The 14620-nt window shown below is 23.9% G+C and carries 12 protein-coding genes; 6 read left to right on the top strand and 6 right to left on the bottom strand.

Annotated features, from left to right (window positions below; genetic code table 4):
* Positions 1-15 precede the first annotated feature (15 nt).
* The 3 genes from ACPYPZ_RS00060 to ACPYPZ_RS00050 form a co-directional block, all read right to left on the bottom strand.
* Complete coding sequence (locus ACPYPZ_RS00060) at positions 16-1830, bottom strand: ABC transporter ATP-binding protein (protein WP_426461294.1); 1815 nt, start codon at positions 1828-1830, stop codon at positions 16-18.
* The gene (locus ACPYPZ_RS00055; protein WP_426461293.1) at positions 1830-3602 is read right to left on the bottom strand and encodes an ABC transporter ATP-binding protein; all 1773 of its coding nucleotides are present in this window, start codon (positions 3600-3602) and stop codon (positions 1830-1832) included. The genes ACPYPZ_RS00060 and ACPYPZ_RS00055 overlap by 1 nt, the downstream gene beginning before the upstream one ends.
* An 81-nt stretch (positions 3603-3683) precedes the next feature.
* Positions 3684-4211, bottom strand: coding sequence for a hypothetical protein (locus ACPYPZ_RS00050; RefSeq protein ID WP_426461292.1), 528 nt, complete (start codon positions 4209-4211; stop codon positions 3684-3686).
* A 38-nt stretch (positions 4212-4249) separates the two neighbouring features.
* Between ACPYPZ_RS00050 and ACPYPZ_RS00045 the strand changes: the two genes are divergently transcribed.
* The 6 genes from ACPYPZ_RS00045 to ACPYPZ_RS00020 all read left to right on the top strand — a co-directional run bounded on the left by ACPYPZ_RS00045 (position 4250) and on the right by ACPYPZ_RS00020 (position 11501).
* Positions 4250-4876: a ribonuclease HII gene (locus ACPYPZ_RS00045; protein ID WP_426461291.1), complete on the top strand. Its 627-nt coding sequence runs from the start codon at positions 4250-4252 to the stop codon at positions 4874-4876.
* A gap of 179 nt (positions 4877-5055) precedes the next feature.
* Positions 5056-5592, top strand: coding sequence for a hypothetical protein (locus tag ACPYPZ_RS00040; RefSeq protein WP_426461290.1), 537 nt, complete (start codon positions 5056-5058; stop codon positions 5590-5592).
* Positions 5593-5813: 221 nt separating this feature from the next.
* Positions 5814-7934: an ATP-dependent Clp protease ATP-binding subunit gene (locus ACPYPZ_RS00035; RefSeq protein ID WP_426461289.1), complete on the top strand. Its 2121-nt coding sequence runs from the start codon at positions 5814-5816 to the stop codon at positions 7932-7934.
* Between the two features lie 72 nt (positions 7935-8006).
* The gene (locus tag ACPYPZ_RS00030) at positions 8007-8975 is read left to right on the top strand and encodes a hypothetical protein (RefSeq protein WP_426461288.1); all 969 of its coding nucleotides are present in this window, start codon (positions 8007-8009) and stop codon (positions 8973-8975) included.
* Complete coding sequence (locus ACPYPZ_RS00025; protein WP_426461287.1) at positions 8956-10284, top strand: hypothetical protein; 1329 nt, start codon at positions 8956-8958, stop codon at positions 10282-10284. Before ACPYPZ_RS00030 ends, ACPYPZ_RS00025 begins: the two co-directional genes overlap by 20 nt.
* A gap of 2 nt (positions 10285-10286) precedes the next feature.
* The gene (locus tag ACPYPZ_RS00020) at positions 10287-11501 is read left to right on the top strand and encodes a hypothetical protein (RefSeq protein WP_426461286.1); all 1215 of its coding nucleotides are present in this window, start codon (positions 10287-10289) and stop codon (positions 11499-11501) included.
* A 49-nt stretch (positions 11502-11550) separates the two neighbouring features.
* Here the strand turns inward: ACPYPZ_RS00020 and ACPYPZ_RS00015 are convergent, their stop codons facing one another.
* The 3 genes from ACPYPZ_RS00015 to ACPYPZ_RS00005 form a co-directional block, all read right to left on the bottom strand.
* Positions 11551-11769, bottom strand: coding sequence for an RNA-binding S4 domain-containing protein (locus ACPYPZ_RS00015; RefSeq protein ID WP_426461285.1), 219 nt, complete (start codon positions 11767-11769; stop codon positions 11551-11553).
* An 8-nt stretch (positions 11770-11777) separates the two neighbouring features.
* Positions 11778-12890: a DNA polymerase III subunit beta gene (locus tag ACPYPZ_RS00010; RefSeq protein WP_426461284.1), complete on the bottom strand. Its 1113-nt coding sequence runs from the start codon at positions 12888-12890 to the stop codon at positions 11778-11780.
* A 136-nt stretch (positions 12891-13026) separates the two neighbouring features.
* Entirely contained in the window at positions 13027-14460 is a 1434-nt protein-coding gene (locus tag ACPYPZ_RS00005) for a DnaA ATPase domain-containing protein (RefSeq protein WP_426461283.1), read from the bottom strand.
* Positions 14461-14620: the final 160 nt, after the last annotated feature.

Genomic DNA, 14620 nt, shown 5'->3' with positions numbered 1-14620 from the left:
TTTTGTGTGTTTCTTTTATTCATTAAAACCTGAAGTGTATAAAGAACTATATTTTCCACCTAAATTTATTAATTCCTCGTGTGTTCCGCTTTCAATAATTTTTCCTTGTTGAATTACTAAAATTTGATTTGCATCAATAATCGTGCTCAATCTGTGAGCAATAATCAGCATTGTTTTCTTTTTCATTAAGAATTTCATTGCGTTTTGAATTTTCTCTTCAGTTACTGTATCAATATTTGCTGTAGCTTCATCAAAAATAATAATTGGTTTATTAGAAACAAGAGCACGAGTAATTGAAATTAATTGCTTTTGACCTTGGGATAGGTTTGCACCATTATGAGTAATTAATGTGTCATATCCTAAAGGTAATTTTGAAATGTATTCATCTAATTGTGTTTGCTTACAAATATTAATAATTTCTCCCTCAGAAATATCTTTATTAACTAATTTGAAATTATTCATAAAGGTATCTTCGAATAGAAAAACATCTTGTGATACTATAGCAATATTCTTTCTTCAACTTTTTTCAGTTACATCCGTTCCATTTTGGTTGTCAATTAATATTTTTCCACTTAATGGTTTGTAATATTTTGAAAGTAATTTTGCAATTGTTGTTTTTCCACATCCTGTGTGACCAACTAATGCTAGCGTTTCACCTTGTTTAATCTTAAAACTAATATTATGTAAAACTTTTTTATCTAAATTAGAAGGGTAGGCAAAATTAACATCTTTAAATTCAATGTTGCCTTCTTTAAATTGCAATTCTTTTAAACTAGGATCTGTATCAACACTTTCTAAATCTAAAATACGTTTAATTCTATCTCAAGAAGCTAATCCGTTTTGCATAGTACTTGAAAAATCAATGATAGACATAATTTGACTAGTTAGTGTACTAATATACATAGAAAATGAAGTGATAATACCAAAATTTAAAGGAACTATTCCGTAACTTGGAATGTTATGTAGATAAAAGTATGTAGCTAAAGCGATGATAATTAATTGGTTGACAATGTGAATAAAGTTATATGTTGGTCTTAAAACATGTCAGAATAAAACCGATTTACGACCCGCATCTCTTTCTGCTAAACTATATTTTTCAAATTCTTTATAAACTTGATCTTGTTGTTGATGAATTCTAACAAGAGGTAAAACATCGAGCACTTCTTCTAAATAACCATTATAAGCTCCAAACGCATCTTGTGCCTTTCTAAAATATCCACGAGTTCTACCAATTACAAAGAAGAAAAATATAGCACTTGTAGGAATAATTAAAACAGCAATTAATGCAAGGATTGGTGCGTAAACAAACATTAAGGTTAATGTAATTCCAAATGTAAATCCTACTCTTAAAATGTTTGAAACAATACTAGAAACAGAATCGCTTAAGTTCTGAGTATCATTAGTAATCGCAGCCATTAAATCACCAGTTTTTTCATTTTCAAAAAAACTCATTGGTAAACTTTGTATTTTTAAGTAAATTTCTTTTCTTAATAAAAATGAATATTTTGAAAATATTTTTCCTATTATCAAGTTGTTTGCAATATTTAATAATTGATTAAAAATATAAAATAAAGCAAGCACTAAAAGTAAAATGAAAAAGAAAGTAATATTTTGTGCTCAAGTGCTTTCAAAATTTTCGGCACTGAAAAATTTATTCATTATAAACCCTGTTAATCAAGAAATTCCGCTACCTAGTGCAGATGAAAATAACACAATAAGAATTAAGTAAACTCAATTCTTTTTAGAAAAAGGAACTAATTTAAAGATTTCTTTAATATCTTTAAATTTAAACTTTGTTTTTTGCTCTGTTCGATTAAAGTTATATCTCATTATTTTTCCTTTTGTGATTTATATATTTCTTGATAATATGGGTTATTTTTTAATAATTCTTCATGTGTTCCTTCTCCAACTATTTCTCCATCATTTAAAACGATTATTTTATCCATATTTTGGATAGATTTAATTCTTTGAGCAATAACAATTAAGGTTGTATTTTTAAAGTTTTTTAAAATATTTTCACGAACTTTTTTATCCGTTTCATTATCTAAAGCACTGGTAGTATCATCTAAAATTAAAATTTTTGGATTTTTAAGTAAACCTTGAGCAATTGCAAGACGTTGTTTTTGTCCACCACTTAAATTAATTCCATGTTGACCAATTATTTGCTCATATTCATCTTCATATTCTTTAATAAAGTCAGCACAAGATAATGTAGCAACTTTTTCTAATAATTCATTTTGTACATCTGGTTGAGCAAAACTTAAATTAGTTTTTAAACTACCACTTAATAACATCGGTTTTTGAAAGACTGCTGAAATATTTCTATAAAAGCTTTCAGTATTAATTTGCTCAATATTATGATTGCCTACTAAAACCTTACCGTTATTAGGTTGAATTTCTCTTAATAATAATGAAACTATTGTTGATTTTCCTGAACCTGTTTTACCTATAATTCCAACTGATGAATTTTCAGGAATTTTAAAACTAACATCATTTAATGCATGTGTTTTCTTATTATTTTTATATGTGAAAGTAACATTTTTAAATTCTACATTTCCATTTTCCACTTTAATATCACTATTAACTGGTTTAATAGAACTTTCTAAATTTAAAATTTCAAAAACTCTTTTTGAGCTTATTCCTGCTCTAAATAATTTGTTTGACTCAAAACAAACTTGAAATACTCCACTTGAAATTAACCCTAAGTATGAACTAAATAAAAAGACATTACTAATTTGATTTCCGATGTTTTGGTTTGTAAAATTATGGGCTGTGAGTCCTAATATTAAGAAAACAATTATGTTTCCTAGTGAAACAGAAAAGTTAATAATAGGTCAAGCTATACCTGAAGTTTTCGCTGATTTTCAACCTATATTTAAGAGTTTTTTATTTTCATCATTGTATTGATTAAATTTAACTTCTTCTAAATTGTATGATTTTATTAATTCAATCCCATTGATATCTTCTTTAGCTCTTCCATTTAATTTATCTAAATACGTATTTTCTTTTGAATAATAAGGAAAGATTTTTTTAATCGCAAATATTGAACCAATTATTAATAGTGGTAAAACCACAACAATCGCGATAGATAAACTTAAACTTGTCAGTAAAGAAAAAACAAAACCTCAAATTATTAATAAAATACCATTTGCAAATGAACGACAAATAACAAAAAAACCACCATTTATTTTGCTAATATCATTTCCAAAACGAGTAATAATTGTTGGATATGAAATTTCATCTATATCATCTCTGCTTAAACTAACTAATTTTTTAAATAAGTCCATTCTAACTAAATGACGAATGTGACTGATTGTGTACTCTGATAAACGCATTGACGCAAAATTAACAAAAACATTTAACAGAGCAGCTACAATAGTTAAAATAACAAGCAACCATAAAACACTGATTGTTTCAGGGTAAATTTTTCAATTTAATATTTCAACATAATTAACTTGATGAGTAATATCACTGATTTTAATAAATTGTTTGACAAACTGTGGAATCAGCATTGTAAACAAGCTAGGAAATATTGAAATAAAGATACATAAACCTATTCTTCATTTTGTTGAATTAGGTAGCTTTTTAAATATTTTTCACATACAAAAATTATATTTTTTTTAAATTTATTTATAGCTTTTTAAGAGTAAAAACCATAAAAAGATGTTCGAGCAAGAAAAAAATTAGTCGTTTTGACTAATCTTTTTAACTGTATACGTACCATCGAATGGACAAAGCATTGTATCTTCTTCCACATTAGCTTTAAATATTTGATAATTATCATAATCTCTAACATAATCTAATCCACCTAGAAATTTTAAATATAGGTGTTGGTGATGATAAACAACACCTTTTTCAGGGTTATGAAAATACTCGGTTTTATAAACCGGCACTACCGCTTGTTGATATTCCATAAGAATATTTTTTTGCAGCAATTGTTTTTCTTCATCTGAAAAGAAATTCATTATTTCTTTATATAAATTATCAAGTGTTTCGTCTATTTTTTCTGGAGTTACTTCTGTTGTTTTAACATTATTTTTTATGTAGTCTTTATAAAAATCCATAAATTTTTCTTTTTTAAATAAGTTAATTTGTTTTGTTTTGATCATTTCAAGAAAAAACTTAATTTCTGTATTTAATTCAAAATCACCAAAATAATATTCTTGTACCTTGTTGCAAGTACTGCATTTTCCAATAATATAATCTGCCATAGTTTAATTTTATCAATATTATTTATATAATTTATTTTATGGATATACATAATATAGAAAAAGAATGAAAAAATTCTAAGATACTCGGTTTAGATGAAGCAGGAAGAGGTGCGTGAGCAGGACCTATTGTGGTTGCTGGTTGTGTTTTAAAACCTGATGTTTCTGAGTCGAATTTAAAATTAATTGACGATTCAAAAAAATTCCCTGAAGCTAAAAGAGAAAAATTATATGACTTAATTACTCAAGAATTAGCATTAGAGTATTTTGTGGCTTTTATAGATAACGAAACTGTCGATCAAATCGGTCCTAAAAAAGCTAGTGTTTTAGGTATGGAACAATGTTTTAATGAAATATCTAAAAATATTAAAATTGATGTTGTAATTACTGATTTTGAAAAAATTAGCGTTCCTTGTGAAAATATTTATAGTTTTGCTAAAGCGGATGAAATATCAAAAAACGTTGCAGCCGCAAGTATAATTGCTAAAGTTCAAAGAGATAGATATATGAGACAACTTAGTCAAGAATTTCCACAATATCATTTTGACGAACATAAAGGATATGGAACTAAGAAGCACAGCGAAGCACTTCAACAATGTGGAGTTACTAATTTACATAGAAAAAGTTACAAACCTATTCAAAACATAATTAAAGGAGGTGTGAAATAATGTATTACGTAATACTTACTTGATCTATATTAATGTTATTTACTTTATTTTACGTTGGTCATATAAATAATTTAAAAAAACTCTATAAAAGCGGTTTATATTCAAAAAAACTAAAACAAAAATTTTTAAATCGTTTCATCACTTTGTGATGCTTGATTTTAATCACTATTATTCTTGTGTTGGTTTATATTTTTACTACATTTAACACATATAAAAACAACACTTCAAATATTGATTTTGCTAAATTTAGTTTATATATTCCGTTTATCATTCTTTCAATTTCTATTGTTTTCTGAATTGTTTTAATATTTTTTGTTGTTTGTTATATTTTTAAAATGAATCATCCTATCAAAATTAGTTTAGATGATTTTAGAGCTTATAATTTAGAAGCTACACCATCACTTGAATATAAAAAAGCTTATATGTATCAATTTAATAAAACAGGTAGAAATGAAGTGTATTTAGATCAATATTTAAGAGATGATTTAGCTTTTAAAACAAAACAATCAGATCAATATTACGAAAGATTAATTTTATCTACAATGATATTTGCATCGCAAAAATTAACTTTAGGAGCAGATTTCATTAACACTAGTGAGTTCACCTCTAAGGAATTAACTCTTTATTTATTAAAATATGTTTTTTATAATTACCAAAAACAATTTAATTTAAATATTTTTAAATTTGAACAAGCTGTTAAAAAACTATATTTTTAACAATTTTAAATATTGTAAAAACAATATTTTTTTCTTGATTACATAGAATTTTCTATGTAATCTTTTTTATTAAAAATCATTTAACACTATAAAATAGAGCTAAAAGTTTTTTATGTAGTTTTGTTTTGGAAACTAATTTATAAAAATTAATTGTATTTTTTAATCAATTATATTGTGATATGAGAAGTTTCAAAATGCTAAAATTTTAATAGGAGGTAAGTATGAATGCAAGTTGAGAACCAAATGAAAATCCTTTAAAAAAATACGGTAGAAATTTAACTGATTTAGCAAAAGAAAATAAACTCGAACCCGTTATTGGTAGAGATGAAGAAATCAGAAGGATGATACGTATATTAAGTAGAAAAACTAAAAATAATCCTGTTTTAGTAGGTGAACCAGGAGTTGGTAAGACTGCTATTGTTGAAGGTTTAGCTATTAAAATTTTAGATGGACAAGTTCCTGAAAATTTAAAAAATGCTGAAGTTATCGAATTAGATTTAGCTTCCTTAATTGCCGGTGCTTCTTACCAAGGTGAATTCGAAAAACGTCTTAAAGAAGTTCTTAAAGCTATTGAAGAAGCTAAAAACGAAACAATTATTTTTATCGATGAAATCCATATGTTAATCGGTACTGGTAAGGCAGGTTCAAATGCTGGTATGGATGCCGCAAACATTATTAAACCATTAATGGCGCGTGGTGCTTTACACTTAATTGGTGCTACTACATATGATGAATACCGTAAGTACATCGAATCAGACCCTGCTCTTGAACGGAGAATGCAAAGAATTGATGTTAACGAACCAAGCGTGCAAGACACCATTACTATCTTACGTGGAATTAAAGGTCGTTTAGAACAATATCATAAAGTTAAAATTGACGATAACGCCTTAATTGCTGCTGCAAATTTATCAAACAGATATATCACCGATCGTTTTTTACCAGATAAAGCAATCGATTTAGTTGATGAAGCTGCTGCCACAATTAAAACTGAAATGAATTTTAAACCTGAAAGTTTAGAAAAAGCACAACAAAAAAGAATTACACTTGAAGTCGAAAAAGCCGCATTATTATCAACACATAAAAAAGATGATCCAGTTATTGAAGAATTGAGTGGAAAAATTAAAGATTTAAGCGACGAAATTGATAGATTAACTAAACAATGAAATGAAGAAAAAGAACAACTTAATCGAATTTCATTAATTCAAAAAGAAATTTCAAACCTTAAATTTAGAATGAATAATGCACAAAACGAAGGTAATTATGAATTAGCATCAAAAATTAAATATGGAGAATTACCAGATAAAGAAAAACAATTAAAAGAACTATCAGAAAAATCAAGAAACAAAGACAGCTTAATTAAAGATATTGTTACAAAAGAAGAAATTGCTCAAATTATTTCTAAGTGAACTAAAATCCCTGTTAACAAACTACTTGAAACCGAAAAAGCTAAATTAATTAATATGGAACAAAACTTAAACAAAGTTTTAATCGGTCAAGAAGAAGCTGTTAAATTAGTTTCACAAGCAATTATGAGAAGCAAAGCAAATATTAACGATCCAAACAAACCTCTTGCTAGTTTCTTATTCTTAGGACCTACTGGAGTTGGTAAAACAGAATTAGCACGTAAATTAGCTTATGAATTATTTGATAGCGAAAAACAAATGATCCGTTTAGATATGAGTGAATATATGGAAAAACACTCAGTATCTAAAATTATTGGTGCTCCTCCAGGATATGTTGGATTTAACGAAAGTGGAACACTAGCGGAAAAAATTCGTAAAAATCCATACACAATTTTATTATTAGATGAAATCGAAAAAGCTCATGCGGATGTTTTAAATGTTTTCTTACAATTACTTGATAATGGTACAATCACAGATTCTAGTGGAAAATTAATTAACTGTCGTAATTTAATTGTAATTATGACTTCTAACCTAGGAGCAAGCGAAATTATTCAAGATAATGGAAATGTTCCTCTTAAAGATTTAAGAAAAATCTTATTACAATTTATGAAACCTGAATTTATCAACAGAATTGATGAAATTGTACAATTCAAGCCGCTTAGTGAAGAAGCATTAAAAGAAATTATTAAATTAGAACTTAATAAACTTAAAGATAGAATATATGAAAGCAAATCTATTATTTTAGATTTTGATGATAAAGTTGTTTCTAAAATTGTTCAGGATGCTTACGATCCAGAATATGGCGCAAGACCAATTAAAAGATATATCCAAAAACATATCGAAAGCTTTATCGCATTTAAGATTATCGAAGGTGATTTGTTACCTGAAATTAAAAATGTATTAACTGTTTCTAAAGATAATTTTGAATTAGTTAAATAAATTGCTGTACCAGTCTCACAGACTGGTATTTTTATTAAAAAAAGAATATAATAATTTTAGGTGTTATTAATTATGAAAGAATTAAACGATATCTTTACAAAAATTTCGCATAATAATATATTTTTCGTTTTATATGGTAGTTATATGTATAAACAAAGAAAATGAATTAATAGGAATTTTTTAGATGTTGATGTTATATTAAAACAAACTCAAACCGAAAAGATTAGCAAAACCACAGAAAGATGAAAACAATTTATTTTAAATTTTGAGATTATAAAAAAGATTAAAGATGAATTAACACATAAAATTTATTTGATCAAAATAAACAATAAAATAATAAAAATAGAGAGTTTATTAAATAAATTTATTAATAATGAATTTATTGAAAATTGAAACGGTATTAAAGTTGTTAATTATAAATATTTTAAATTTTCAAAAATTATTCAATTATTAACCATTTCCGAAAGGTTGGAATGAGATTCAAAAAATATAGACAAAACTAAAAAAATACAAAGAGTTAATTTCGATTTATCAAAAATAGATTTAAAGATAAATAATCGAGATTCTTTAAATATAATAAATTGTTTTTTATTGGATGCGCCTATTAATTTACTATCATCATACAATCACCCTTTAAATCAAATTTATAACTCTTTTTCTTACTTTAATACACACCTAAACAAGAGAAAAATATTTATTTATCTCAATAAAATTAAAAATAATTCAAGTTTAAAAAAATTCAATAAGTTTTTGTTTTATATTTACGAATTAAGAAACGTGATCTTTGATACCATCATAAAATATAACGTAAATGATATAAATCTTTATAATGAAAAAAATAATATTTTTCATTTTAGAGACGTTGCTTTATGAAAAATTTTAATGCATAACATAAAAAATAAAATAAATCAAATTTTCGATTTAAGTGTGAATTTACATAATATTTTTTATAAAAAAATAAATTCTAATATGTATTGTTTGGATTTTTATAAATTATTTTTACTTTTAGTAAGGAACTATTATGAGTATCACAAATGTTAATATTAACCCTAGTTTTATAAAAGAAAATGATGAAATTATTATTAAAGAAAACCTTTATCATAAAGAGTTTTTATCTTACTTAAATTTAATAAAAAACACTTCTAAAAATTTACTGTCAGAAATATTTGAAATTAATCTAAAAACCGAATCTGAGAAAGAAAAATTAATTAAACATATATCAATAATTTTTAATATAAATCCTGATTTAATTTTAAAACAAAAGAATACTGATAGGTCTGCAAGGCCAGAAGAAGTGAATAAATTGATAGATTTTAATTTTCAAGTTAATCGTATTTGAGATAAAATTTACGAAATATATAAAAAGCCTAATGATAATTTTAGTGAATACAGTCGTAAAAAACAACTAGAATCTGATTTATTTATAATTTCTAGCATTCTCTTCATTTTTGCTGGTAAACCAAGTGTAAATTTTTTAAAACCTGTTTTTAACAGTATTGATGTAACTAATTTTTTTGAAAAATTTGTTTCTCCTTTTGTGGATGATGCTATTAAAAAAGCAATAAGTAAAGACATAACAGATTCTTCATCAACAAACTTATTAAAATATTTAGAAAAAAACTTAAAAGGTTATGGTTGTTTATTTTGAAAGGAAATTAATTCAGTATTTAGCGACGATGATATTAGTGAAGAATTTCTAATAAAATTAAAAGACGAAGTAGAAAAGACATTAATACACTGAATTTCAAAACATATGAGTCATACGTTTTCAGAAGGATATAGACAACCTAAAAAAGATCAAATTTTAGTTGATTGAAATTATTTTTATCATTTGGAATTATTAGGTATAAATAAAAATTGTGAACCAATCGCTGAATTAATGCTAAAAATAAATGAATTAAGTTTACCTTTTAATAAAAAAATAACACCTTTAGAAAAAGAAGGGGAAATTTCTAAATTAAAATATATTACCAATCAATATGTTCAATTGGTTGAAAATCCAAGCGAAAAAGGTTTAAATTTTATGAATTTTTATGTAAAAATTGTAGAAAATTACAATTATTGAATTCACGCTTGTTTTCAATCACAGTCTGCAGAATTCACTAATCTTTTTTCAGAAATAGAAAAACAATATATTAATTTTAGAGCTTTAGATGGATTGATTTATATCAAATATACATTAAAAACCTTATATAAAGACTCCGAGTATAATCAAATGCACTTAAAAACAATAAACAAATTAATAAAAGCATTAGTAATGTGTATGATAGATATAAAGGTTAGAGATAATATTTTTACATCAGAAACACATAAAGAATTATTAAAATTTATTTCTAGTCGTGGATATTAATTATGTATAAAAAATTAAATTTATATTTTAAATATAAAAAGAAATTATTTTTTATATCTAATTTAATGTGTTCAATAATATTATTTTTTAATTTATTAATTCTAGAAATAGATTTTTTATTTGTTTGATATAAAAATTTAGAAAATACCAACATTCTTTGTCTCTCTTTCATTTCTTTAACGACATTATTATTAATAATATTTTTTATTTGTTTATTTAAGGAAATCTTAAAATTAAAAAAAGAAATTAATCAAAAAAATATAATTATTTATTTAATTACTTATATTGTAAATATAAAAAAAGAAATGTTTAATTTAAGTGATTTTAAAATTAAACATTTTATTAAATATAATATTTTGAAAAAATATTTTCAATATAGATTTACTTTTATTTTTTATATATCTTTAGTTTATATACCACTTCTATCTTTACTTTTAACATCAGAAAACTTTAATAATTTATTTTATACTGATATTGATATGATTATTTTTTATTTGATTTTTATAATTAATTTCATTATTTATATAACTTATTTATCAATCTATAAAAAAACGGAGAAAAAATTAATAAATCATTATTTTAACGAAGAAAGTTTTAAATTTAATTTAAATTATAAAAACAATTTAGATTCATCATATATTTTTAAGAAAAAAATTTCATACGGTTTAATTATTTGGTTTTTCTTATCTTTATTAGGTTTACTATTTATAGTATTTTTTTCTATTTATTGAAAAAATCATAATTTTTATACTTATATATTAATTGGTTATTTATTATTAGAGCTATTTTTTGGTTTTTGAGTTTTATTATATAAATTAACAAAATACCACAGTCAAAACGACTCTATTTTCGAAATGAATAAAATATTAAACTCAAAATCAAATTTATATATTTACGTAAATAATTTTATTTATTTTAATTTTAATTTCAATTGAATAAACATTGACGAGATAAATAAATTAGAGTTAAAGTATTTAAGAAAAGAAAATAAATGAAACTTATATTTTTATTTTATTCATTTTATCTCTATTTTACCTATTTTAATTATCGGTTTAATTATTTCTAAATCTGAATACCAATTTTTTATATATATGATTTTTTGTTTTATAAATATAAATATTTTATTCGTCTTTATTAGTTTATATTTAAATAATAATTTAGATATAAAAACATTGAAGTATTTAAGTGAAAGAATACGTGATTATTCTTTAGTTTAAATTCCAAAATAAAAAGCAGAAATTAGAAAAAAATTCTAGTTCTGCTTTTTTATTCTTCTTCTGTTGATTCCACTTTAATTAAAGTATCATTAACTCATACTATATCACCAGGACGAATTTTTGATGAACGTCCTTTTGCTATCGCACCGTTAATTTTTACTGTATTAGTTTCTAAAAATGATTTAGAAGCACCACCAGTTTGAATTTCGTCAATTTTCTTTAAAAATTGACTAACTTTTATACTATCTCCTTTGATTTTGATAATCATATATCCTCCTAGTATTTTCTCAATGGAGTAATTAATTGTTTATTATTTTCATCATGTTCTGATACAAATAACAACTTATCATACTTATCGCTAATATATATTATAATTTTACCATTTTCTAAAGTGCTAATTGCATCTTTAAGATATAGGTAATCTAAATCCATTTCAAAATCAGGACCTTCTAATTCATAATTTGAAGTATGAGCAGATGAATATCCAATTTCTGGTACTTCAAAATTTAAATTAATACCCATTTGTGAGAATTTAAATTCTAAACGTCTTGACTTATCATTTGTAACAAATAATGCTTTGTTAATTAAATTATTTAATTCGCTTTTGTCAATTTTAATTACATTTGCTACATCAAATTTGAATAATCTTGATGTATCCATATATTGAATTGAAGTTAAGTTAGCTTGAATTATAGTATTTTCGTATGAAATACCTAATTTACTTGAGTTAAAAAATACAAATACTTTTTTAGGGGTTTCTTTAGTAATTAATTTTTTTAAGCTTTTTGCTTCAATTACTACATCAATATTAATAGGAACTATTGTTTTGATTGTTTCTGTTGACATTCTATATGAATCTGTGGCACTAAGTCTAATTAAATTATCTTCATTTTTAATATGAACACATTTATACATTGTTGAGTTTAATTTATCAGTAGCAATTGATGTTGAAACACAAACATCGTTTATTGTTTTATCTAACATTTCTGAATTAACTTCAAAACGGTTAGATGAATCTGAGAAATCAATAACAAAGAACTTGTGTTCATTATATGTTGCTAATTCGTATCTGGTCAATCCTTCGGTAATAACAATAGTTTCATTATTTGTTTCGAATGTAATTTCTTTATCAAATTTCTTAACAACATTTTTTAAGATTGAAGCATTAATAATTACTTTTCCTGAGTTTTCTAATTTGATTGTATTTTCATCAACTTCAAACTCTTTTTTAACTCCAAAGTTATTTGTATTAACTATAAATTTAAGAACATTAGAATCTATTTCGATTCCGATCATTTTTCCTAAATGATTAGTATCATTTACATCAACATAATTGAATAAAAAATCAATTGTTGGTTCAATTAGATTTTTAGAAATTGTGAATTTCATAGCCTATTCTCCTAAATAATAAATATATATTGTGGATAAGTGGATAAATAATAAAAAATTAATTATTTAATAATTTTTAATTAAAAAAATAAACTTTTTATATAAATTTGCTTGTGGATAATTAACTAGTAAGTACCTAGTTTATTCCGAATATCTTTTCTTTTAGATAATTCATCGCTTCTGATGTTGATTTATCTAAATTCTCTTCTTTATATTTTTTAAGTGCATTTAAAACTGTTGAATGATCTCTATTAAAATATTTTCCTATTTCAGTTGAAGATAAATTTAAGATTTGGTTAAACATATTCATAGAAATATGTCTTGCAATTACTATTGTGCTAACTCTGCTTTTTCCAACGATATCTTTTACAGATACTCCATAATATTTTGCGACAGTTTTTAAAATAATTTCTGGTGTGATATTTTCACGACTTTTTACTACTTCTTTAAAGCAATTAACTATTACGTTGTAAACATAGTCAGCATTAACAATATCTTTCTTAAAGTAACTAATTCTTCTTGCGGCACCAGAGAGAGCACGAATATTAGTTGAGTGATTTCTAATAACATATGACTTAGATTTTTCATCTAAATCATCTTCATTAAATTCATAAGATTTTAGTAAAAAGTCAAAAACTTTCGCTAAATCTTGATTATTTGGTGTTTTTATCTTTGTGATAAATCCAGAACTAAAGCGAGTAATTAATCTTTCATCAAACATTGAAGAAAGCTCGTTTACTTCATTTTCACATGCAATAACTGTTGGTTTATCTTTTTGCATTCTTCCATCAATGATTTGGAAAATAAAGTTTTTTGTAGCTTTCTTTTGACCATCTCCAAAAATTTGAAAATCATCAAAAAGTAATAAATCTATTTCAGAATAATATTTAATAATTTTTGCAATCTTGATTTGATTATTTTCTTGTAATAAAGCTGAGATATCTCTTGTAAAGTTTGTTGGGTTAACATAAATTGCTGTTTTATTTTTATCTAAAAAAGCATTACCTAAAGCATGAAGTAAGTGTGTTTTACCATAACCTGATTTACTTGAAATATAAATAATAGGTAAATCTGAATTTTCTTCCAATAATTTTTTACATACTTCGACAGGTTCTTTGTTAAATTCGCTAACAACGTAATTATCGAAAGTGTAATTTCTATTCATATTTCCTTGATTTTTTATAGTTTTTACTTCTTTTTTCTTTTCTTCAGGTGTTGTATTTTCTTCATTTGTTGGTATTTCGTGTTTTTGAATTTCTTTTTCAAATTCAATATCTTCTTTATCAACTAAATGATATTTAATATTTGGTCCAAAAATTTCACGAATCGCTTTATTAATATTATCGTTAAACATAATTTTAATTTTGCTTGTATAACTTGGAGAAGATAGTTTGATTAAGATTGTAACTATATTATTTTGAAATCTGATAATCCTTACATTTTTGAAAAATGTTTGATACATCATATTGTCATTTATCTCACTTTGCATAAATTCTTTAAATTGTTCTGTGTACGTATTTAAAGATGCGGTAGTGTTCATTAAACTAATATTTTGCTCATTATTATTCATATAATAATTTTATTATTTTAAACTTGTGAATTCAATAAAAAATATAAATAATTGGATAACTTTTTTTATTTAAAATTATTAACATCTTTTAATGCTTAAATATAGAGTTAAAAGTAAGTTATAAACATCTTAATAAAATTGTTAATAAGTATGTTAAAAA

The organism is Mycoplasma hafezii (assembly GCF_049942695.1).
GTDB classification, from domain to species: domain Bacteria; phylum Bacillota_I; class Bacilli_A; order Mycoplasmatales; family Metamycoplasmataceae; genus Mycoplasmopsis; species Mycoplasmopsis hafezii.
The sequence above is the reverse complement of the archived record's forward strand: the minus strand, read 5'-3'. Positions and strand labels throughout refer to the sequence as shown.